At 61.7% G+C, this 21,994-nt stretch carries 21 protein-coding genes and 1 other RNA gene; 12 read left to right on the top strand and 10 right to left on the bottom strand.

Annotated features, from left to right (window positions below; translation table 11 throughout):
• Positions 1-17: 17 nt before the first annotated feature.
• From BVG79_RS06765 to BVG79_RS06730, 8 genes are all read left to right on the top strand, one after another.
• A complete protein-coding gene (locus BVG79_RS06765) occupies positions 18-641 on the top strand; it encodes a DNA-3-methyladenine glycosylase family protein (protein ID WP_236951324.1) in 624 nt (207 codons plus the stop codon).
• Positions 642-705: 64 nt separating this feature from the next.
• Entirely contained in the window at positions 706-1,374 is a 669-nt protein-coding gene (locus tag BVG79_RS06760; protein WP_085786212.1) for an alpha/beta hydrolase, read from the top strand.
• 70 nt (positions 1,375-1,444) lie between these two features.
• A complete protein-coding gene (locus BVG79_RS06755; RefSeq protein WP_085786211.1) occupies positions 1,445-2,044 on the top strand; it encodes an HNH endonuclease in 600 nt (199 codons plus the stop codon).
• Positions 2,045-2,196: 152 nt separating this feature from the next.
• Positions 2,197-3,645 (top strand): glucose-6-phosphate dehydrogenase, encoded by a 1,449-nt coding sequence (zwf, locus tag BVG79_RS06750; RefSeq protein WP_085786210.1) that lies wholly within the window; start codon positions 2,197-2,199, stop codon positions 3,643-3,645.
• Between the two features lie 3 nt (positions 3,646-3,648).
• Positions 3,649-4,320 carry a 6-phosphogluconolactonase gene (pgl, locus tag BVG79_RS06745; RefSeq protein WP_085786209.1) on the top strand — a complete coding sequence of 224 codons (672 nt, stop codon included), beginning with the start codon at positions 3,649-3,651 and terminating at the stop codon, positions 4,318-4,320.
• A complete protein-coding gene (gene pgi / locus BVG79_RS06740; RefSeq protein ID WP_085786208.1) occupies positions 4,317-5,921 on the top strand; it encodes a glucose-6-phosphate isomerase in 1,605 nt (534 codons plus the stop codon). Before pgl ends, pgi begins: the two co-directional genes overlap by 4 nt.
• Before the next feature lie 6 nt (positions 5,922-5,927).
• Complete coding sequence (locus tag BVG79_RS06735) at positions 5,928-7,148, top strand: hypothetical protein (protein ID WP_085786207.1); 1,221 nt, start codon at positions 5,928-5,930, stop codon at positions 7,146-7,148.
• A complete protein-coding gene (locus BVG79_RS06730; protein ID WP_085786206.1) occupies positions 7,145-8,530 on the top strand; it encodes a cytochrome P450 in 1,386 nt (461 codons plus the stop codon). Before BVG79_RS06735 ends, BVG79_RS06730 begins: the two co-directional genes overlap by 4 nt.
• On the opposite strand, the gene BVG79_RS06725 is transcribed toward BVG79_RS06730, so the two are convergent.
• From BVG79_RS06725 to BVG79_RS06700, 6 genes are all read right to left on the bottom strand, one after another.
• A complete protein-coding gene (locus tag BVG79_RS06725; RefSeq protein WP_085786205.1) occupies positions 8,484-8,711 on the bottom strand; it encodes a ribbon-helix-helix domain-containing protein in 228 nt (75 codons plus the stop codon). The genes BVG79_RS06730 and BVG79_RS06725 overlap by 47 nt on opposite strands.
• Positions 8,701-8,880 (bottom strand): DUF4169 family protein, encoded by a 180-nt coding sequence (locus BVG79_RS06720; RefSeq protein WP_085786204.1) that lies wholly within the window; start codon positions 8,878-8,880, stop codon positions 8,701-8,703. Before BVG79_RS06720 ends, BVG79_RS06725 begins: the two co-directional genes overlap by 11 nt.
• A 1-nt stretch (position 8,881) precedes the next feature.
• Complete coding sequence (fumC, locus tag BVG79_RS06715) at positions 8,882-10,276, bottom strand: class II fumarate hydratase (protein WP_085786203.1); 1,395 nt, start codon at positions 10,274-10,276, stop codon at positions 8,882-8,884.
• Positions 10,277-10,296: 20 nt separating this feature from the next.
• Positions 10,297-10,761: an SspB family protein gene (locus BVG79_RS06710; RefSeq protein ID WP_236951323.1), complete on the bottom strand. Its 465-nt coding sequence runs from the start codon at positions 10,759-10,761 to the stop codon at positions 10,297-10,299.
• 100 nt (positions 10,762-10,861) lie between these two features.
• Positions 10,862-11,209, bottom strand: a transfer-messenger RNA (tmRNA) gene (ssrA, locus tag BVG79_RS06705).
• A gap of 48 nt (positions 11,210-11,257) precedes the next feature.
• Positions 11,258-12,304, bottom strand: coding sequence for an ABC transporter substrate-binding protein (locus BVG79_RS06700; protein ID WP_085786202.1), 1,047 nt, complete (start codon positions 12,302-12,304; stop codon positions 11,258-11,260).
• Positions 12,305-12,599: 295 nt separating this feature from the next.
• Here BVG79_RS06700 and BVG79_RS06695 point away from each other — a divergent pair, with 295 nt between their 5' ends.
• The 4 genes from BVG79_RS06695 to BVG79_RS06680 are packed head-to-tail and all read left to right on the top strand — an operon-like array spanning position 12,600 to position 18,214.
• Positions 12,600-13,808 (top strand): SAM-dependent methyltransferase, encoded by a 1,209-nt coding sequence (locus BVG79_RS06695; protein WP_085786201.1) that lies wholly within the window; start codon positions 12,600-12,602, stop codon positions 13,806-13,808.
• Entirely contained in the window at positions 13,808-14,752 is a 945-nt protein-coding gene (locus BVG79_RS06690; RefSeq protein ID WP_085786200.1) for an NUDIX domain-containing protein, read from the top strand. Before BVG79_RS06695 ends, BVG79_RS06690 begins: the two co-directional genes overlap by 1 nt.
• Before the next feature lie 34 nt (positions 14,753-14,786).
• Positions 14,787-15,815, top strand: a complete 1,029-nt coding sequence (locus tag BVG79_RS06685) for a cysteine synthase A (protein ID WP_085786199.1) — start codon at positions 14,787-14,789, stop codon at positions 15,813-15,815.
• Entirely contained in the window at positions 15,812-18,214 is a 2,403-nt protein-coding gene (locus tag BVG79_RS06680; protein ID WP_236951322.1) for a DUF3772 domain-containing protein, read from the top strand. Before BVG79_RS06685 ends, BVG79_RS06680 begins: the two co-directional genes overlap by 4 nt.
• On the opposite strand, the gene cysW is transcribed toward BVG79_RS06680, so the two are convergent.
• The 4 genes from cysW to BVG79_RS06660 are packed head-to-tail and all read right to left on the bottom strand — an operon-like array spanning position 18,215 to position 21,982.
• Positions 18,215-19,039: a sulfate ABC transporter permease subunit CysW gene (gene cysW / locus BVG79_RS06675; RefSeq protein ID WP_085786198.1), complete on the bottom strand. Its 825-nt coding sequence runs from the start codon at positions 19,037-19,039 to the stop codon at positions 18,215-18,217.
• Positions 19,036-19,884, bottom strand: a complete 849-nt coding sequence (gene cysT / locus BVG79_RS06670; RefSeq protein WP_085786197.1) for a sulfate ABC transporter permease subunit CysT — start codon at positions 19,882-19,884, stop codon at positions 19,036-19,038. The genes cysW and cysT overlap by 4 nt, the downstream gene beginning before the upstream one ends.
• Positions 19,881-20,879 carry a sulfate ABC transporter substrate-binding protein gene (locus BVG79_RS06665; protein WP_085786196.1) on the bottom strand — a complete coding sequence of 333 codons (999 nt, stop codon included), beginning with the start codon at positions 20,877-20,879 and terminating at the stop codon, positions 19,881-19,883. Before BVG79_RS06665 ends, cysT begins: the two co-directional genes overlap by 4 nt.
• Positions 20,876-21,982 (bottom strand): sulfate/molybdate ABC transporter ATP-binding protein, encoded by a 1,107-nt coding sequence (locus tag BVG79_RS06660; RefSeq protein ID WP_085786195.1) that lies wholly within the window; start codon positions 21,980-21,982, stop codon positions 20,876-20,878. The genes BVG79_RS06665 and BVG79_RS06660 overlap by 4 nt, the downstream gene beginning before the upstream one ends.
• Positions 21,983-21,994 lie beyond the last annotated feature (12 nt).

Here is a 21,994-nt window from a genome sequence, read left to right as displayed (position 1 = left end):
TGTGCCATGGTTCGGCCATGGCGGAACAGGTTCTTGATCTAGATTTATTGCAACGCGGCAGCGATTGGCTGTCCAATGCCGAGCCGCGCTTTGCTCATGCCCTGTCGATCATCGGCCCGCTGGAATTGCGGCGCGATGCGCAGGGGTTCCCTCGTCTTTTATCCGCCATCGTTAGTCAGCAGGTGTCCACAGCATCGGCCCGCGCGATTTGGGCCCGTGTCGAGGGGGCAGGGCTACATCTGCCTGCCGCCATTCTGGGGGCGACCGACGATGAAATGCGGGCGGTCGGGCTTAGCCGCCCGAAAGTAAAATACGCCCGTGCACTGGCCGCCAGCGGGATCGATTTTGACCGCCTGCCGCTACTGGCGGATGGGGAAGTCATCGACCAGCTGGTTATGGTACCGGGTATCGGACGCTGGACGGCCGAAATTTATGCGATGTTTTCGCTGGGGCGTGTCGATGTGATGCCAGCAGGCGATCTGGCTTTGCAAGAGGCCGCGCGTGACCTGTTCACCCTCGAGGCGCGCCCGAGTGAACGTGCGCTGCGCCAGCTCGCCGAGGCGTGGCAGCCCTGGCGATCCGTTGCCGCGACGTTGTTATGGCGTTGGTATCGCGAGGTGAAGGGGCGGGCGGGCGTCTAATCGGTGCTGGCCATTTTAGGGGTCTTTAGCTAGCCTTGCGGCAAACATTTGCAGGAGTGAAGCCATGACCCGTGCCCTCAACGCCCTACGAGAAGAACCCGTCAGCGGCGAGACGCGATCCGCCGTCGTGTTCCTGCATGGCTACGGTACCAATGGCGAGGATCTGCTCTCGCTCGCCTCGCTGATTGGCGAGCATATGCCCGATACGCTGTTCATCGCGCCCGATGCGCCCGAACGCTGCGCGGGGCGGCCGGGCGGCTTTCAGTGGTTCCCGATCCCTTGGGTCGATGGTGCCAGCCAAGAGGAGGTGGAGGAATCCGTCACCCGTTCGCTGGATGATCTGCAAGCGTTTCTGGATGGCATCATGGTGGACGAAGATCTGCTGCCCGAGCAGGTCATTTTGTTCGGCTTCTCGCAGGGTGCGATGATGTCGTTACTGGCGGCCCCGCGCCGCGAGGATGCTGTGGCTGGCGTGGTTGCTATCGCTGGCCGCATGCTGCGCCCGGCGGCACTGGCCGATGAGGCGCAAGTATTCCCAGCCACGTTGCTTATTCACGGTGATCAGGACACGACCGTTCCCCCCGAAAACCTGCCGAGCGCCGTCCAGACCATGCAAGACGCCGGTTTCAAAGAGATTTTCGCCCATATCCAGAAAGGGGCAGGCCATACCATCGCGCAGGACGGTCTGCAGGTTGCACTGGCCTTCATGCGCGATCGCTTGGGGTATAGCTGATCTTGTGTCTTTCCGTTGGGTCAATAAGCGCATATGGTGGCGCTATGCGTAATGACCGTGCGGGGGAACCATGCAGGATCTGTCACATCACAAGGATTTTCGCACGGCCTTCGTGCGGGAAGAGGCTGACCTGAAGCGGCATCCGGCGCTGGTGCTGAACGCGGATTACCGCCCGCTATCCTATTATCCGCTATCACTCTGGCCATGGCAGGAGGCTGTAAAGGCCGTGGTGATGGATCGAATATCCATCGTGGCCGAGTATGACGCCACGATACACAGTCCGCGAAGAACGATCAGGATACCGTCGGTCGTCGTGCTGAAAGATTACGTCAAACCTAGAAAGCGCGTGGCCTTCACGCGCTTTAATCTTTTTCTGCGCGATGGGTTTTGTTGCCAGTACTGCGGTTCGACCAGTGATCTGACGTTTGACCATGTGGTGCCCCGTATGCGCGGGGGCAAAACCAGTTGGACAAACGTTGTCGCAGCGTGCCAGCCGTGCAACCTGCACAAGGGATCGCGCAGCTTGCGACAGGCCGGTATGCAACTGATGCGCCCCGCGCGCGAGCCGACTGCATCCGATCTGCAATCGGTCGGTCGGCGGTTCAAGCCGCGCGCTTTGCATGTCACTTGGCAGGATTATTTGTACTGGGACAGCGAGTTAGAGGCGTGATGCGCGAAAAAGACGACAAATTTCTGCCAAGTGAAGTTGTTGGGTTTGAGCCTGCCATAAGCCGGTGCTAAGGTATTGACTGGACCCCCTGCCGCCATGCCGCAAGGGGGGGTATTTGGTCGGATTATCCGGCATCCTAGCGGAGGCATCTCATGGTATCTCGTGTCATCCCGGTCGCCCCTTTCGATCTGATCGTATTTGGCGGCACTGGCGATCTGGCCCGCCGCAAGATCATTCCCGCCCTGTTCCGTCGGTATCTGGCCGGCCAGTTCGAGGATGGAACGCGCTTGATCGGCGCTGCGCGCGCAGGCCTCTCGCCGGTGGAGTATCGGCTATTTGCGAAAGAAGCGTTGAAAGAGTTTTCTGCAGAATATGACGAAAATTCAGAGGGGTTAGAGGATTTTCTTAATCTTCTGGATTATGTCCCGATTGACGCCACTGGCGACGATGGTTGGGAAGAACTGAAGACCAAAACCAGCACCGACCGCGTGCAAGCTTTTTACTTTTCGGTTGCGCCTAGCCTGTTCGGCGCCTTGGCCGAGCGGCTTAACTCCTACGAGATCGCGGGCTCGCAGGCGCGGGTGGTGGTTGAAAAGCCCTTTGGCCGTGATCAGGAAACCGCGCGCGCACTGAATGCGACGCTGGCCGAGCATTTTGACGAGACTCAGATCTACCGGATCGACCATTACCTTGGCAAAGAGACGGTGCAGAACCTGATGGTCTTGCGGTTCGGCAACATGATGTTCGAGCCGCTGTGGAACAACCACTACATTGACCACATTCAGATCACCGTGGCCGAAACCGTTGGCGTTGGCGGGCGCGGGGCCTATTACGACAAATCCGGTGCGATGCGCGACATGGTGCAGAACCACTTGATGCAGCTGCTGTGCCTGATCGCGATGGAGCCGCCTGCGATCTACGATGCCGATGCGCTGCGCGATGAGAAGCTGAAAGTCATCCGCGCGCTGCAGCCCGTCGCGCCGCACCACATCGTACGCGGTCAGTATGAAGCGACCGACACGGCCCCCGGCTACCGCGAAGACGCGGGCAACCTGCGGTCGTTTACCGAAAGCTTCGTCGCTATGCGCTGCGAGATTGCGAACTGGCGGTGGGCTGGCGTCCCGTTCTATCTGCGCACTGGTAAGAAATTGCGGGCCCGCACGTCGGAAATCTCGATCATTTTCAAAGCTCTCGGCCACTCGATCTTCGAGGGTGACACGACCCCGCATCGCAACATCCTCTCGATCCGGCTGCAGCCGAACGAGGGGATTGATATGACGGTGACAGTCAAAGAACCCGGTCCGGGCGGTATGCGCCTGATCGATGTGCCGCTGGACCTGACCTTCGCCGAGGCGCTGCGCGAGGCTGACGCGCCCGAGGCATACGAGCGCCTGATCATGGACGTGATTCGCGGCAACCAAACCCTGTTCATGCGCGGCGACGAGGTCGAGGCAGCCTGGGGCTGGACCGACCCGATCATCGAAGGGTGGGAAGCGCGCCATGACGTGCCGAAGCAATATGTCCCGGGCTCGTCCGGCCCCGAAGATGCGTTGATGCTGCTGCATCGCGACGGGCGCCGCTGGCGCGATATCAAGGCGTAAGACATGGAATTCATCGAATATCCCGATTCCGACATTATGATGATCACGCTGGCGAACCAAATCGCCGGCGAGCTGCGCTTGGCGCTGGCGGGCGGCGCGCGGGCGAGTTTGGCCGTGCCGGGTGGTACAACGCCCGGCCCGGTTTTCGACAGCCTCTGCGCGGCTGACTTGGATTGGGGACGTGTCGACGTCATGTTGACCGACGAGCGTTGGGTGCCCGAAGGCAACCCGCGGTCGAACACGCGCCTGATCAAGTCGCGCCTGCTGACAAGCCGCGCGCACGAGGCGAACTACATCCCCCTCCATGCTGAAACGCCCGAGCCCGAGGACTCGCTGGCTGCCCTATCCGAGGGGATCGCGCCGTGTTTGCCACTGACCGTTTGCCTGTTGGGAATGGGCGAGGATATGCACACAGCCTCGATCTTTCCGGGGGCTGATCGCCTGACCGACGCGCTGAACGGACCTGACGTACTGTTGCCAATGCGCGCCCCCGGCGCGCCCGAGGTGCGGATGACGCTGACGGCGCCCGTGCTCAATGGCGCGCTGAACCGCCATATTCTGATTATTGGTCCCGCAAAACGCGAGGCATTCGAGCGGGCACGCACGTTGTCGCCCGAAAGCGCACCCGTTGCGGCAGTGCTGCGCGGCGCAACCATTCACTGGGCAGAATCATGATTGATTTCAAACAACTGCAAGACCGTGCAGCGGTAGCTAAACCGATTGTTGCGCAGTTTGATGACGCGGCGCGTGCGGCCGATTTCAGCCTGACGCACGACGGGCTGCTGTTCGATTATTCCAAGACAACGATTGACCGCCCCAGCCGCGACATTTTGCTGGGCCTGTTGGATACGGCGAGTGTCGCGCAAAAGCGCGAGGCGATGTTCACGGGCCAACCCATCAACGAGACCGAGGGCCGCGCGGTGCTGCACACCGCCCTGCGCAATATGGATGCCGGGCCTATTATCGTCGACGGCGAAGATGTGATGTCGGGGATCCGCGAAACACTGGCGCGGATGGAGGCTTTTGCCGCATCTGTGCGCGACGGCAGCTTTACCGGCGCGGGTGGGTCGATCACCGACGTGATCAACATCGGGATCGGCGGGTCGGATTTGGGGCCCGTGATGGCCGTGCGGGCGCTGTCGCCCTATCACGATGGGCCGCGGTGCCACTTTGTCAGTAACATCGACCCCGGTGACGTAGCCGAGGTGCTGAAGCGTTGCGACCCCACGCGGACGCTGGTGATTGTGTCATCCAAAACCTTTACCACCATCGAAACCATCACGAATGCCGAAACCGTGCGTGACTGGATGGCGGCGTCTGTTGCGGATCCTGCGGCGCAGTTTGCGGCGATCTCGTCCGATTTGGACAAGACGGCTGCTTTCGGCATCCCCGCGGACCGCGTATTCGGGTTTGGCAGCTACGTGGGCGGACGGTATTCCGTCTGGGGGCCGATCGGCCTGTCGGTGATGTTGGCCGTGGGACCGGCCCATTTCCGGGCGTTTTTGGCCGGCGGCGCTGCGATGGACAGCCACTTCCGCAGCGCGCCGTGGGACCAGAACCTGCCTGCACTGCTGGCGCTGGTCGGGCTATGGCATAGTCACGCTTGCGGCTATGCAACCCGGGCCGTGCTGCCATACGACAACCGCCTTGGCCGGCTGCCGGCGTATCTCCAGCAGCTCGAGATGGAAAGCAACGGCAAGGGCGTCGGGATGGACGGTATCGCGTTGCCATACCACAGCGGCGCAGTTGTCTGGGGCGAACCTGGGACCAACGGCCAGCACGCCTTCTACCAGCTGATCCATCAGGGTACGCGCGTTATCCCGTGCGAATTCATGATCGCCGCGCGCGCGCATGAACCCGACCTGCAGCATCAGCAAGAGCTGCTGATCGCAAACTGTCTGGCCCAATCCAAAGCGCTGATGCAGGGCCGCGATCTGGATGCGGCGCGTAAAATTGCCGCGACCAAGGGCTTCACCGGCCCCGAATTGGACCGTCAGGCTGCCCATCGTGTGTTTCAAGGTAACCGCCCGTCGGTGACCTTGGCGTACGAGATGCTGACCCCCTATGTCTTGGGGCAGATTGTGGCGCTGTACGAGCATCGCGTGTTTGTCGAAGGCGCGATTCTGGGCATCAATTCGTTCGACCAATGGGGCGTCGAGCTGGGGAAAGAGCTGGCCACACAGCTGCAACCCGTTGTGGACGGCACCGCGACGGCGGCGGGGCAGGACGCCTCGACGCAGGCGCTAGTCGGCTTTTTGCGCAGCGCGGGCGCGTAGTACCCGATGAATCCGGCGCGGGCGCCCGAAGTCAAACGCCGCAAGGTGTTCTACATCGCCGGATTTGACCCCATGCATCCGCGCCGGTATCGCGAGTTTTACCGGCGCGAGGGCGCCGCGCAGGCCGATATTTCAGGCTACACCTTCAACATACTACCGCGTTCGAAGGGCAAAGGGCCATTCGGGTGGCAGGCCGAGGTGACGGTCGACGGCGAGACCAGTCAAGCCGATATAGCCCTGCTGGTCTGGTCGGATCTGGTGCGGGACCAGATGAAGGGCGGCATTCTGCACAGCTACCTGCAGATGGTCCGTACTTTGTGGATCTACACCACGACAGGCACGCTGTTTCGGCTGGCGCAGATGCGCCGCGGGCCTGTTTTGGCCGCTTTTTATCCGATTGCGATTTTGCTGGTTCAAGCGATTGCCGCGCTTTTGTTGGGCGGCGCAGTCGGGGCGGTGGCCCTTGCCTTGCCACTTGCGGGTTGGTCTCGGGCGCTGGTGTGGTGCGCGCTGGCGGCCGCCGCTGCCTATGCGGTGCTGCGCTGGTTCAAGGCACGCGATGGCAAGGTTTTGGCGCATTATTTGATGCTGGACTATGCATTTGCGGCCCATTGGCGGGGCGCATATGCCCCCGCGCTGCAGGCACGGCTGGCGCAGTTCGCGGGCGAGGTGACTGCCGCCCTATCGCAAGACTACGACGAGGTGCTGGTTATCGGGCATTCGTCGGGCGCTCAGTTGGCGGTTTCGGTGGTCGCCGATGTGATGCGCACGGGGCAGGCAGACGACAGGCTGGCACTTCTGACGTTGGGTCAAGTCATTCCTATGATGTCGTTTTTGCCGGATGCGCAGCGCCTGCGGGCCGATCTGCAAATGTTGGCTGGGCAGAAGCGTGTGGCATGGGTTGATGTGTCGGCCCCGGGCGACGCCTGTTGCTTTGCTCTTTGCGACCCGCCGGCTGTAACTGGCGTTGCGCCCGACCCGCAGCTTGCGCCGCTTGTCCTATCCGCTGCGTTCACGCAAACATTGTCGGCGCAGATGCAGCGTGATCTGCGTGGCAAATGGTTCCGGCTGCACTTTCAATACCTGCATGCGTTTGATCGCCCGCGCGATTACGACTATTTCCTGATCACGGCGGGCCCCGTAAAACTTGCCGACCGCTATCGGGGGCGCGCCCATTCCGCCTCGCGGCTTGCGCGGCCGCTTTCTTCTTTTCGGGACACTGCATGACCCCGCCAAAACCCTCATCTCGCGTGGGTCGCGTCTCGATCTGGCGCTATCTGCGGTTGTTTCGTAACGATATTTTATCCGCGCAGAGCGATAAGCTCTACCAGGCGTGGATGGCTGAAATGCGCACGCCTTTCTTTCATTCGTTCATGGTGAATGATCCCGCCTTGACGAAAGTGGTATTGAAAGAACGCCCCGACGACTTCCCGAAGTCCGACCGTATTGCCGCAGGCCTCATTCCGCTTTTGGGGCGCGATTCCGTGTTCTTGACCAACGGCGCCCAATGGAAGCAGCAGCGACGGATTATTGACCCCGCGTTTGAAGGGGGCCGCCTGCGCGAGATTTTTCCCGTCATTTGGGAATCTGCCGCAGCCGCCGTGGCACGCCTTGGTGCGACCCCAGCAGGAAGTGTGGTCGAGATTGACCACCATGCCAGTCACGCCGCCGCCGACGTGATTTTTCGGACTTTGTTCTCGATCCCGATTGAGAGTGATGTCGCGCGCGAGGTGTTCGAGGCGTTTCGCGATCATCAGCGCAGCCGTCCTGTCATGAACCTTGGGGCGTTCATCAATTTGCCCGCGTGGGTGCCGCGCTTTCCCAGCCGTAAAACGGGCGAAACAGCGCGCCGCATTCGTCGGCTGATCAGTAAAATGGTGGACGAGCGGCAAGCCCAGATCGCGGCCGGCACGGCCCCCGACGATCTGGCGACAAAGATCATGACGACCGCCGACCCCGAAACAGGGGCGTTATTCACCCCTGCCGAGATGGTGGATCAGGTCGCGATTTTCTTTTTGGCGGGGCATGAGACAAGCGCGTCGGCTTTGGCCTGGGCGCTGTATTTGGTCGCCCTATATCCCGAATGGCAGGACCAAGCCGCGCGCGAGGCCCAGGGTATGGCAGCCGAATTTAGCGCGCTGTCAAAACTGCGCATCAACCGCGACATCTTCCGCGAGACGCTGCGTCTTTACCCGCCTGTGCCCATGATGGTCCGCGAGGCGACTGCACCAGAAACGTTCCGCGACAGGGCCGTGCCGGTCGGCGCGCAGATTGTGCTGTCGCCGTGGCACCTGCACCGCCACACGCGCTTTTGGCAGTCGCCCGACGATTTCGACCCCGCCCGCTGGTCAACGCCCGAGTGCAGAGCATCGGCGCGCGACGCTTATATGCCGTTTTCCGAAGGTCCGCGCGTATGCGTGGGTGCAGGCTTCGCCATGCTAGAAGGTACGCTGATCTTGGCAATGCTGCTACGGGACTTCCGGTTCGAGGTGGTAGAGGGCCGCGATCCGGTGCCCGTTGCCTATATGACCGTGCGCGCCAAGGATGGTATTTGGCTGCGCGTCACCCCACGCGGGCCTGTAAATCCGCCAGCACAAACAACCGGATAGCTGTCGCGAGACCGACATCGCCGCGCGCATCGTCAACCTCGGCCACCAGTGCGTTCAGCGCCATATCGCGCCGCGCTGCAATGGCGCGAAACGCGGCCCAAAAGGGGGGCTCCAGCGCGACCGAGGTGCGATGGCCGTGCAGGGTGACGGAATGCTTGGCAGGCCGCAGGTCAGGGCTCATCACGTTTGGCCTGATCCAACGCCTGCTTGGCCTTTTCGCGTGCGGTCGCCTCGATTGCGCGTTGCACCTTGGTACGGCCGAACTTTACGGCGTTCTGGTCGGCCCGCATCTTTTCCTCGGCGCGGGCACGATCTTTGCGGGCCTTGTTGAGGTTTACAACCTCGGCCATTTTACCCGTGCGGCCCGATCATGTCTTCGGGGCGCACGATACGGTCAAACGTCTCGCCATCGACCAACCCCAAAGCGATAGCTTCCTCGCGCAGCGTGGTGCCGTTTTTATGCGCGGTTTTGGCAACCTTGGTCGCATTGTCATAGCCGATGGTCGGCGCCAGCGCTGTGACCAGCATCAGGCTTTCTTTCATCAGCTTGTCGATACGCGCGACGTTGGCCTGCGTGCCGACGACCATATTGTCGGTAAAGCTGCTGGCGGCATTGCCCAGCAGCTGCATCGATTGCAGCACGTTATAGGACATCATCGGATTGTAAACGTTCAGCTCAAAATGGCCTTGGCTGCCGGCAAAACCGACGGCGGCGTCGTTACCCATCACATGGGCGCAGACCATGGTTAGCGCCTCGGCCTGCGTTGGGTTCACTTTGCCGGGCATGATCGAGGAGCCAGGTTCGTTTTCTGGCAAGATCAACTCGCCCAAACCAGAACGGGGGCCAGAGCCAAGCAAACGCAGGTCATTGGCGATTTTGAACAGGCTGGCCGCCACCGTTTTCAGCGCACCACTGAACATGACCATCGCGTCATGCGCGGCCAGCGCCTCGAATTTGTTGGGGGCGGTGACAAAGGGCAGGCCGGTGATGGCCGCAATTTCTGCGGCGACCTTTTCCGCGAAGCCCTTGCGGGTGTTCAGGCCGGTCCCGACGGCTGTGCCGCCTTGGGCCAGTTCGTAAATGTCGGGCAGCGCCATTTTGATGCGCGCGATGCCTTTATCGACCTGCGTGGCGTAGCCGCTGAATTCCTGCCCCAATGTCAGCGGGGTCGCGTCTTGGGTGTGCGTCCGGCCGATTTTGATGATCGCGCTGAATTCCTCAGCCTTGGCCCAAAGCGCGGCGGACAGCTTGTCCAGCCCCGGCAGCAGCACATCGCGCGCCAGCATGCCAATTGCGACGTGCATGGCGGTGGGGAAGGTGTCGTTCGACGACTGGCCCATGTTCACGTGATCGTTCGGGTGCACGGGCTTTTTTGACCCCATCACACCGCCCAGCATCTCGATCGCGCGGTTCGAGATGACTTCGTTCGCGTTCATGTTAGACTGCGTGCCCGAGCCTGTCTGCCAGACAACCAGCGGGAAGTTGTCGTCGAACTTGCCGTCGATTACTTCGGTCGCGGCGGCGATAATCGCGTCGGCCAAGGGCGCATCCAGATCGCCGAATCCTTGGTTAACCGTCGCAGCGGCCTTTTTCACCACGCCCAGTGCGCGGATGATCGGCACCGGCTGCTTTTCCCACCCGATGGGGAAGTTGATGATGGATCGCTGCGTTTGCGCGCCCCAATACTTGTCGGCAGGAACTTCAAGCGGGCCGAAGCTGTCGGTCTCGGTGCGAAAGGCTGTCATATGCAAATATCCTAGGGCGCTTAACGGCGGAATTGGTCGAGGCTGACAATCTCGGCTTGCGGGCGGGGGCCATCTTCTTCCGGCTCGAGCATCTCGGCCATGGGCGCCTCGGCGTCGTCGTCTTCCTCGTCCTCTTGCGCCTCGAAACGCAGGCCGAACTCGACCGACGGGTCGACGAAGGTGCGGATCGCGTCATAGGGGACATAGATCGGTTCGGGGTTGTCGCCGAAGTTCAGCACCACCGAGAACCCTTCGTCCGTCACATCAAGGTTTTGGAACCAGTGCTGCAGCACTACCGTCATCTCATCGGGGTAGCGGTCGAACAGCCAATCCGCCAGTTCGACATCGGGGTGGTTCGTGTCGAATGTGATGAAGAAGTGATGCTCGCCCGGCAGGCCGCCTTGGGCCACATCGCCCAGTATTTCCTGAATCAAACCCCGCATCGCGCGGTGCATGAGTTTACCATAATCGATCGAGCGGGCCACTTCTTCCTCCACCCCAGAAATTTACTGCAAGATACCCCCATTTGCCCGTCGGATGAAAGGGGGAACTGGGGTTCTGCGGGCCGAATTGGGGAAGGGGGGAAGTGCAGGTTTCTGTTGCCAGGTACCTGCGAACCCCGCCTAACGCGGCTAAGCGTTAGGACTTAGTTTCGGCGACTCGAACTGCTTAAGCAGCCAGAGCCATTGCCGGAGCACGGTTGTTATTGGCAACTGTACAATACGGACCGATAACGGTGGTACCTCACCGGGACAAAGCCATCCCCTTTACACGTTCGTCGATCCTGTTTCGGCCCCATGATCCCCCAATAAGGATATGGTGGAGCCGCCGGGTACCGCCCCCGGGTCCGATCCGCTTATTCCGAGCGCGTTTATGCCCATAGTCCCGAAGGACACCGCCTAGATAGGCCGCAACGGGGCCGATTTCAATACGAAAAGGGCGGCAGATTGCGCTGCCGCCCCGTAGGTCATTTCGTTCGGCTTAGAACCCTGCTTTGATCATCTCGAACGTTTCGGCGTGCAGCTCGCGCTGTTCGACGGTCATCGGCAGCTGGGCCAGTATGGGGGCGTCGATCGTGCCGATGCCGCCAGCGGTCAGCTCTTCCTCCGAGATATTCTCCATGGCGACGGCGTTGGCTTGGGCAAAGCCCGCGTCGACCAGCGCCTTGGTGGTTTCGGGCGATTGCATGGCGTTGACATAGTCATACGCTTTGTCTTCCGACCCCGGGCCGTTGGCCATGTTCAGGTATCCGCACAGCCACAGGGACGAGCCCTCGGCCGGTTCGCGTTGGAAGCCGATCGGGCGGCCTTCGGCGACCATCGTCGGGAAGGTTTCGTTCCATGCCCAGGCGACCAGAATTTCGCCGGTCGCCATCAGCTGCGCCAGCTCGGCCGGATCGACCCAATAGGTGCGCATATTGGCATGCGCCTCGCGCAGCCATGCGGAGGCGGCCTCGAATTGTTCGGGGGTCGCGTCAGTCCAATCGGTGACGCCGGTCGCCAGATAGGCGAGGGCGTAGGCATCATCCACGTTGTCGGGAATGGTCATGCGGCCGGCGTATTTCGGATTCAGGAATACATTCAGCGAGGCGACATCCTCGGCCGGAACCTCGTCGGGGTTGTAGGCGATGGCGCTGGTGCCAAAGTCAGTCGGCAAGAAGAACAGATCGCCCTGCGCCTGCATATCGGTGCCCAGCAGGTCGGCGTTCAGATCGGCAAAATACGTCAGGCGCGATGTGTCCCACGGCTCGATCAGGTTGGCGGCGCCTTCGGTGAATTTCGGCACGGTGCCGGCGCAGATGTGCGTGATGTCGGCACGAAAGCCCGCATTCAGCTTCTGGAAGGCTTCTTCTTCATCACCGAAAAACGCGAAGGTCGGGCCGACGCCGTATTTATCGATATACGGCTGGTGGAAACCGGGGTTTTCAAACGCCGGATAGTCGTAGACCAGCAGCTCGGGGTCCTGCGCGGCGGCAGCAGTTGCAAGCGCGGCAAACGAAGCGGCGCCCAGGATCATAGCGAGTTTCATTCATATCTCCGTTGACGACGGGGGGTGCTGGGCCAACCCTAGCCGCCACTGGCCTTGCCGCGCAAGTTTGCAGTGGGGCAGATGACTTTGCGGATGGCGGTGTTTTTCGGGTTTGTGCCTAATTTATATGCGAAATTTCGCCCAACCGTTGCGCGCTGTTTACAGGCGGGGGCCATTAAATGTGCGAAATCAGCCATAGTCCGCGTGACATTGCGCGCGCGCAGGATAATCTGGCCCAAGAAATCGGATCGGATCAGACCCCAACGGGGCCGCTAAGGTTTAGGGAGAACACATTATGATCCTGACGACGACAGAGGGTCAGTCGAACCTGCCTCGCTATTTTTCATCGGTCTTCGGCATTGCCCAAAAGCTGCCGCGCGGGCGGCTGGATCTGGCACTGCCTGATGGCCGCGTTTTTCGGGCCGAGGGCGCGGGCGCGGGCTATGTTGCGCGCATCGACATTCACGACCCCGAGGTTTTCGCCCGCCTGATCCGCGAAGGCGACCTTGGCTTTTCCGAGGCGTATCTGGATGGCCAGTGGTCGTCGCCGGATTTGCTGGCGTTTTTTGACCTTATCAACGACGAATTCGAGATTGTCTTCGATAGCTTCCGCGGCTTGCCGCTGGCCCAGTGGGTTGAGCGGATCCGGTTCTGGCTGCAGTCGAACAGCAAGAAGCAAGCGCGCAAGAACATCTCGTATCACTATGATTTGGGGAATGATTTCTACAGCATGTGGCTGGACGAAACGATGACTTATTCGTCCGCCATCTACGAAAACCCGCAAGAGAGCCTCGAGGTCGCGCAGACGCGCAAATATAAGTCGATGGTCGATCTGATCGGCGCGCAACCGGGCGATCATGTGTTGGAAATCGGCTGCGGTTGGGGCGGTTTCGCCGAATACGCCGCAAAAGAGCGCGGCCTGAACGTCACCTGCCTGACCATCAGCCAAGAGCAATTCAACTTCGCGCAGGAACGGATGGTCCGCCAAGGTCTGACCGATAAGGTCACCATCAAGCTGCAAGATTACCGTGACGAAACTGGCAGTTACGACGGCATCGCCAGCATTGAGATGATCGAGGCGGTAGGCGAGAAATATTGGCCCACCTACTTTGGCAAGATCAACGACTGCCTGAAGCCCGGCAAAACGGCGACCGTGCAGGCCATCACCATCCGCGATGACCGCTTTGACGACTACCGCAGCCGCGTCGATTTCATTCAGCGTTATGTCTTTCCGGGCGGCATGCTGCCCAGCCACGCGGTGATGCAAAGCCAGATCGCATCGGCGGGTATGACCTACGCTGGTGCAAAGGAATTCGGCGAAAGCTACTCGATCACGCTGCGGCGCTGGTATGAACGGTTCGAGCAGGCTTGGCCAGCCATCGCGAAGCTGGGCTTCGACGACCGGTTCAAGCGGATGTGGGACTTCTACCTGACCAGCTGCGCGGGGGTCTTCCACGGCGGCGGCTGCAACGTGATGCAAGTCTCGATGACGAAGCCAGCCTGATGGAACGCTTTCTGCTGGCCGAGCCATGGGCCGACCCCAAGGTGGCGCGCTATTTCGGGCAGGTCGACGGAAACACGCTGCAAGCCGATCCCGCAGGCGCGGCGCGGCTTCATGAATTTGTGACGGCCGCCGGCGGTACTATTGTGGATGGGCGCGTTAGTGGCGCGCGCGTCGATGCCGCCACGCTGGCTTTAGCTTTGCGCGAGCTAGCCTTGGGCCGTTGGCCAGCCGACCTGCCTGCCATGATGCCGCGTGTGCTGGCCCGCGCTGCCGCACAGGCCTTGGCGCAGGGCAGTCAGCGCCCACTCAGCATCACCCGCCAGCCCGCGCATGACTTCAGGTGGCGCGACGCGGCGCCGCTCGTCGGCAGCTTTCACCGGATGGCGCAGATCGCGGTCGATTATAAGCGATTCGACGGCAGCGATTCGGGGCCGCAGTTGCGTGATGTGCTGGTTGTCGGCGATGCTGCGCTGATGCTGCCCTACGACCCGCGCCTTGATCGCGTGCTGCTGGTCGAGCAGATCCGCCCCGGCCCGCTGCGCCGCGCCGACCCGCAGCCTTGGCTGCTCGAGCCCGTCGCAGGGCTGGTCGATGCAGGCGAGGCCCCTGCCGATGCCGCCCGCCGCGAGCTGATCGAGGAGGCGCAGCTTTCCACTGTCTCGCTGGTGGATGTTGGGGGGTATTACCCATCGCCGGGGGCGAGTAGCGAATATTTCCACTGTTTCATAGCAATCACCGATCTGCCCGACCACCACCCCGCCTTTGGGGGTTTACCCGAGGAGGCCGAGGATTTGCGCCTGCACATACTGCCCTTCGTGCAGGCATTGGACGCGGTAGATAGTGGCGAGATCAATGCGGGGCCACTACAGTTGCTGTTGCTGCAATTGGCCCGCCGCCGCGAAGGTTTGCGTCGCGGCTTGATTTCGGGGGCAGGCCAGTCCTAAATCAAGGGAACGCCCCAATAAAAAGGCCTTCCCCATGACAATCCGCCAAGACCTCGCCGACGCTGTCGGAAACACGCCGCTGATCAAACTGCGCGCCGCATCCGAGGCGACGGGATGCATCATCTTGGGTAAGGCCGAGTTTATGAACCCCGGTCAATCGGTCAAAGACCGCGCCGCGCTGTTCATCATCCGCGACGCGATTGCGCGCGGCGATTTGCAGCCGGGCGGCACGATTGTCGAGGGGACGGCCGGAAATACCGGTATCGGCTTGGCGCTGGTAGGCGCGTCGATGGGGTTTCGGACTGTCATCGTTATGCCCGAAACACAAAGCCAAGAGAAAAAGGACATGATCCGCTTGGCGGGCGCGCAGCTGGTTTTGGTGCCCGCGGCGCCCTTTTCAAACCCGAACAACTACGTGCGCTATTCGCAGCGCTTGGCCGAAGCTTTGTCGAAAACCGACCCCAAGGGCGTGATTTGGGCGAACCAGTTCGATAACACCGCGAACCGGCAGGCCCACATCGAGACGACTGCACCCGAGATTTGGGACCAAACGGGCGGCGCTGTCGACGGTTTCGTCGCGGCTGTCGGCTCAGGTGGCACTTTGGCGGGGACGGGACTGGCCTTGCAGGAAAAAGGTGTGAAAATCGCCCTTGCCGATCCTGACGGATCTGCCCTTTACCGTTGGTATAGTACGGGCGAGATGAAGTCCGAGGGCAACTCGATCACTGAAGGGATCGGGCAGGGCCGCGTCACCGGCAACCTCGAAGGGTTCACCCCCGATTTCGCCTATAACGTGTCCGATACTGAGGCTTTGCCCCTGATTTTTGACCTCCTCCAGAACGAAGGGCTGTGCGTGGGCGGCTCGACGGGGGTCAACATCGGCGGGGCCATCCGCCTCGCGCGCGAGCTGGGGCCGGGGCATACGATTGTGACGGTGCTGTGCGACGGCGGGACGCGCTATCAGTCTAAACTGTTCAACCCTGACTTTTTGCGGGCCAAAAATCTGCCTGTCCCAGCGTGGATGGACGCCCAGGCAGCGGCGTTGCCGGATGTCGTAGCATGATCGCATTTCGGACGGGTATATTTGCCGCCCTGCTGGCAATATGGGTGATGCCCGCTATCGCGCAGGACACAGCTGCGACCGCAGAGGCGATAACCAGCGAATCCGCTGACGCTGATGCTGAAGCCGCCGACGCCGCGCAGGCGTCTGATGACGCCGCTGATACGGCACGTATTCCCTTTGGTATTTTCAGTGGCATCGACTATGCCGGATGGGCTGAATTCGCCGCCCACGCCGAGGCGCTGGTCGCCCTGCCGTCGCCGTCCACGTTTGCGCTGGAACGTATGCGGTCGGAATTGGTCACATGGCGCGATATGTTTTCGCCCGCCCGCGACCAGAATTCGGAACGGATCGCAACGGTCACTGCACAGATCGCGGCGCTGGGGACCAACACCGATGCAGCCAATGCCATCACGTCGCGCCGGACCGCGCTGCAGTCGCAGCTGGCGATCTTGCAGGCACCGGCGATCTTGGCTGGCGAAGCCTACGCGCAGGCCGATGGGTTGATTGCCGAGATCGATCGCACGCTGCGGGTGAAACAGCATGCGGCCTTGCTGACGCGAACAGACTCGCCGCTAGACCCGGCAACGCTGACAGAGGCTTATTCGCAATTCATATTTAGTATCAAAGCACTCGCGACCGAGGTTAAATTATCGTTTCAAAGCGCGTCGCGGCAGGCTACCTTTCGCGCCCATGCGTTCCCGGTCATCTTGATCGCGGTATTGGGCGTGGCGCTGATGTTCTGCGCGGGCCCCGCGAGCCGCCGCGTGCGCGCGCGCATCGGGCACAAATACCCCGAATATGACAACGTCACGGGTTTTTTGTCGGCTGCCGCGCGGGCTGGTCTGCAATTCTTTGGTGTGCTGCTGCTGACTTGGGCACTTCAAACCAGCGGCTTGTTCGGCTATCGCGCCGCTTTTGTCATCGGCGCGCTGCCCATGGCGGGTGGTTTGATTGTTGCGGTTAGCTGGGTCGGCGGACGCTTTTTCGCTTACAGCCGTGCAAACCCGCGTCCCTTCGATTTCACCCCCGAGGTTCGGGCCCGAGGCAAGCGGCTCACGCGTGAACTGGGTGTCGTCATGGCCGCGGGCATTTTGTTGGTGGCCATGATGGAAACCGGTGACACATCTGCCGCCGTCCGTAATGCTTTCAGCCTGCCGGTGGTGCTTTTCGTGGCGCTGACGCTGTTCCGTTATGGCCGATTGCTGGACAATGCTCCGCAGGTGGAACGCGAGGGCACAGGCGACGGCGAAGATAATCGCAGCACGCTTTTGTGGTCGCTGATGCTACGATTCGTCGCCAAAATGGCGCAGGTCATTGCTGTCCTTGGTCCGATTGCCCTGTTGATTGGCTATGGCCGGGCCGCAGAATGGATGCTGTACCCCGCCGTGATGACGATACTGCTGCTGGGAACGCTGGTAGCGCTGCAGTGGTTCGTGTTCGACATCTTTGCTGTTGTTCTGCATTCGCGCGATCTGGCGCAGAATTCCCTTTGGCCGGTATTGGTCGCGATTGCCCTGATGATCGCTGCGATACCTGTGGCCGCCCTGATTTGGGGGGTGCGCGTCGAGGATATGAGCGAGCTTGCCGCGCGTCTGGGCGAGGGCTTCACCGTCGGTGATGTGCAGCTGTCGCCCAGCGGCGTTCTTACATTTCTGGTTGTGTTCGCTGTGGGTTACATGATCACGCGGCTGGTGCAGTCGACGATGACGACCACCGTTTTGCCGCGCACGCGGCTGGATAAAGGCGCGCAAACCGCGATGCTGTCGGCGATCCGCTATGTCGGCTTGGCGCTGGCCGCGCTGCTGGCATTTACGCTGGCGGGCCTGAACCTTTCCAGTCTGGCCGTGGTTGCAGGTGCGCTGTCGGTTGGTATCGGTTTTGGGCTGCAGACCGTGGTCCAGAACTTCGTCGCCGGTATCATCCTGCTGGCCGGTCGCGCGATTGGGCAGGGCGACTGGATCGAGGTTGGCGGTGTCTCGGGTTATGTGCGCGAGGTGTCGGTCCGCTCGACGCGGATCGAGACTTTTGACCGCAGCGACGTGATCGTGCCGAATGCGACGCTTGTGTCGGGCTCGGTCACCAACTGGACGCGGGGGAATGCGGTCGGGCGCATTACAGTCGCGGCGACTGTCGCCTACGGTACCGACCCCACGCAGGTGATGGACATTATGCGCGCCGCCGCCGAAGCGCACCCGATGGTGCTGCTATCGACAAAGCCGGCTGTTCTGATGACCGGATTTGCGGCTGACACTATGAATTTCGAGGTGAAGGCCCTTGTGCGCGACATCAATTCGGGCGGCACGGTGCGTTCGGACATCACCGTCGATATCGCGCGGCGGTTTAACGCCGCAGGCATCCAGACCCGTAACGGGCTGGTTCCGCTGCCAGCGGCGACCTGATCAGTGGGCTTGGCGGCGCGATTCCAGCGCCGCTTTCACTACCAGCGCGATCAGTGCAATGACGGTCAGGGTTGATGCGGCAGCAAAGGCGCCCGTTGTGTTCAGGTCGTTGAACAGCAGCTCGACATGCAGCGGCAGGGTGTTGGTCTGACCCCGAATATTGCCCGAGACGACCGAAACGCCCCCGAATTCACCCACAGCGCGCGCGGTACACAGCACCGCGCCGTAAAGTAGCGCCCAGCGGATGTTGGGCAGCGTCACGCGGCGGAAAATCTGCCACCCGCTGGCCCCCAACGTGACCGCAGCTTGCTCCTGTTCCGAACCTTGCGCCTGCATCAGCGGCAAGATCTCGCGCGCAACGAAAGGCGATGTCACGAACATCGTCACAAGGACGATGCCCGGCAGGGCGAACATGACCTGCAGGTTATGTTCCAGCAGCCACGGCCCCAACAGGCCCGAACGCCCATACAGAAACAGGTAAGCAATACCCGCAATAATGGGCGAGATTGAGAAGGGAATCTCGATCATCGTGACCAGAACCCCACGCCCCGGAAATCGGAATTTGGCGATGGCCCACGCGGCCGCAATGCCAAACGCGATATTCAGCGGCACCGTTATGACTGCAACCAGTGCGGTCAGCCCGATAGCGTGCAGTGTCATCGGGTTCATGATGTTGCTGGCGTAGACCTGCCAGCCATCAGCAAAGGCGCGGCTGAAGATATAGACCAACGGGGCCACAACCAGCGCTAACGTCAGAACAACCGCGGTGGCGATAAGGATATGCGCGGTGCGCGTGGGGCGCCCTGTCATCGGGTGCGTGCTCATCGGTTTGCCTCGCGGTAGCGGGATGCCCAGTGTTGCAAGATGTTCGACACGACCAGCAGCACCAGCGCGATGGCCAGCAGGCAAAGCGCGATCACCGCAGCGCCGTTATAGTCGTATTCGGCCAGCCGGATGAACGCGAGCAGCGAGGCGATCTCCGTCTTCATCGGGATGTTGCCCGCAATAAAGACAACTGCCCCGAATTCGCCCAATGACCGCGCGAAAGACACGGTGGCCCCCGCCAGCCATGCGGGCAAGATGGCGGGCAGCACGATCCGCCGGAACACGGTAAACGGGCTAGCGCCCAGCGTTTCGGCGGCCTGTTCCAGCGCGGGGTCAAGGTCCTCCAGCACCGGTTGCACCGTGCGCACCACGAATGGGATCGAGGTGAAGGTCATGGCGATGATAATGCCCCAGATGGTATAGACCACGCTGATGCCGGCGGCATCCAGCAGCGATCCAAACCAGCCGTTCGCGGAAAACAGCGCCGTCAGGGCAAGGCCCGCGACGGCTGTTGGCAGGGCAAAGGGCACATCCATCAGCGCATCCAGAATGCGCTTGCCGGGAAATTCGTACCGCACCAGCACCCAAGCCATCAGCAGGCCGTAGAGCGCATTGATAATCGTCGCTGCGGTCGCGGCCAGCAGCGTGATTTTGAACGCGGCGACGGTGCGGGGCGACGTCACGATCGCCACGAACCGTTCAGGCCCGATGGCCGCGCCCTTCAGCACAAGTGCGACGACCGGCAGCAAGATTATCAGCGCTACATACAACAGCGTTGTGCCGAGGCTCAGTGACAGCCCCGGCAACACACGCTTGCGCCGGATAGGGTGGGCAAGTGAAATCATCGGTTTACGAAGACCTGATCCAGAATACCACCGTCCGAAAGGTGTTCGGCGTTCACGTTGGCCCAGCCGCCAAAGGCGTCGTCAACGGTGACCAGTTCGACCTGAGGAAGCTGGTCGGCGAATTCGGCGGCAACCTCAGGGTCGTTCACGCGGTAGTGGTATTCGGCCACAATGCGCTGCGCTTCGGGGGAATACAGCCATTCAAGGTAGGCATTGGCGACCTCGATCGTGCCGTTGCGTTCGGTATTGGCGCTGACAGCCGCGACGGGGAAGGCCGCAAAGAGGCTGCGCGAGGGGGTCACGCGCACAAAGCCTTGGTCGGCGTAGCTTTCGGCGATGCCTGCCGTCTCGGCCTCGAACGTCACCAGCACGTCGCCGATGCCACGTTCGGCAAAGGTTTGGGTTGCCGCGCGGCCGCCGGTGTCAAAAACCGGCACGTTGGCCAAGATTTTGCCGACAAATTCCTGCGCAGCGGCATCATCACCGCCGTTGGTCGCCAGCGCATAGGCATAGGCCGCCAGATAGGTATAGCGCGCGTTGCCGCTGGTTTTGGGGTTCGGGAAGATGGGTTGCACACCCTCGCGCGCCAGATCGTCCCAGTCTTCGATGCCTTTGGGGTTGCCTTCGCGCACAAGGAACGCGGGCAGTGAATACCACGGCGATGCGCCGTTCGGCAGGGCTTCGCGCCAGTTGGTGTCGACCAGGCCGCCGTTGGCCAGAACGTCGATGTCGGTCTCTTGGTTGAAGGTGACAACATCGGCGGGCAGGCCTTCCAGAATGGCCCGCGCCTGCGCTGAGGAACCGCCGTGCGACTGGTCGATTGTGACCGTGCGGCCGGTGGTTTCCTGCCAGTGGGCGGCAAATACGGGGTTCAGCGCCTCGAACAGTTCGCGCGCGACGTCATAGCTGACGTTCAGCAGTTTGTCCTGTGCAAAGGCGGGCGATGTGCCGAGCGTGGCGACAAGGGCGGTCGCCAGAAAGAAACGGGATTTCATTGGGCATTCTCCTTGCGGGGGGCGGCGTGAAGGGTATGGGTCGCTGCGGTCTGGGGTGCCGCTGGCGTCGTGAAAAGGGTTCCGACCTCGATGCGCAGGGTCAGCGTTGCGCCTGCAGCCAGCCCGTCGGGGGCGTCGCGGCGGGGCAGGTCAACTTCGACCTCGCCCAAGGTAGGGTGGGTGGCGACCAGACGCAGCTGGGCACCGGTGCTGCTGCGGCGTGTCACCGTCCAGTCGCCGTGGGGGTCAAGGACGGGGGTGATGTCTTGCGGGCGCACGAACAGCGTTGCGGCACCGTCGGGCAGCGGACGGCGAGCGATGCGCGACAGATCCAATCCACGGGCCTCGGGGCGGCCTGCGTGCATTTGCACCGGCAGTTCGACCGTCGCGCCCATGAACCGCGCGACAAACGGCGATGCGGGGTGGTCGTGAATCTGGTCGGCGGTGCCGATTTGTTCAATCTTGCCGTCACCCATCACGACAACACGGTCGGCCAGTTCGAAGGCTTCCTCTTGGTCGTGGGTGACGAAAATGGTCGTCGATCCGGTGGCCTCGTGCACGTCGCGCAGCCAGCGGCGCAGGTCGCGGCGGATGGCTGCGTCCAGGGCTCCGAACGGCTCGTCCAGCAGTAGCACACTGGGGGTGATCGCCAAAGCCCGCCCCAGCGCCACACGCTGCTTTTGCCCGCCCGAAAGCTGGGTCGGGAAACGGTTAGCCAGTTGCGGGATTTGCAGGAACTGCAACAGCTCATCGACCTTGCGGCGGATGACATCCTTGCCCGGGCGATTGGCGCGGCTGCCGACAGTCAGACCAAAGGCCAGATTGTCGCGCACGCTCATATGCGGGAACAGCGCGTATTGCTGAAAGACAAAGCCGATGCGGCGATCTTTGGCCGCCAGTTGCAGCCAATCGGCACCGTCAACCTGCAGGGCGCCGGCATCGGGCCATTCCAGCCCCGCGATGATTTTGAGCAAGGTGGTCTTGCCCGAGCCGGACGGCCCCAACAGCGCCACCAGCTCGCCTTTTTCGATGTTCAGGTCGATGCCGCGCAGCACTTGGGTTTGGCCAAAGTGCTTGGCAAGCTGGTTGATCTGGATGGCCATAGGTCGGGTTCC

Origin of the sequence: Ketogulonicigenium robustum (genome assembly GCF_002117445.1) — a bacterium.
GTDB lineage: Bacteria > Pseudomonadota > Alphaproteobacteria > Rhodobacterales > Rhodobacteraceae > Ketogulonicigenium > Ketogulonicigenium robustum.
This window is presented reverse-complemented; position numbering and strand designations above follow the sequence as displayed.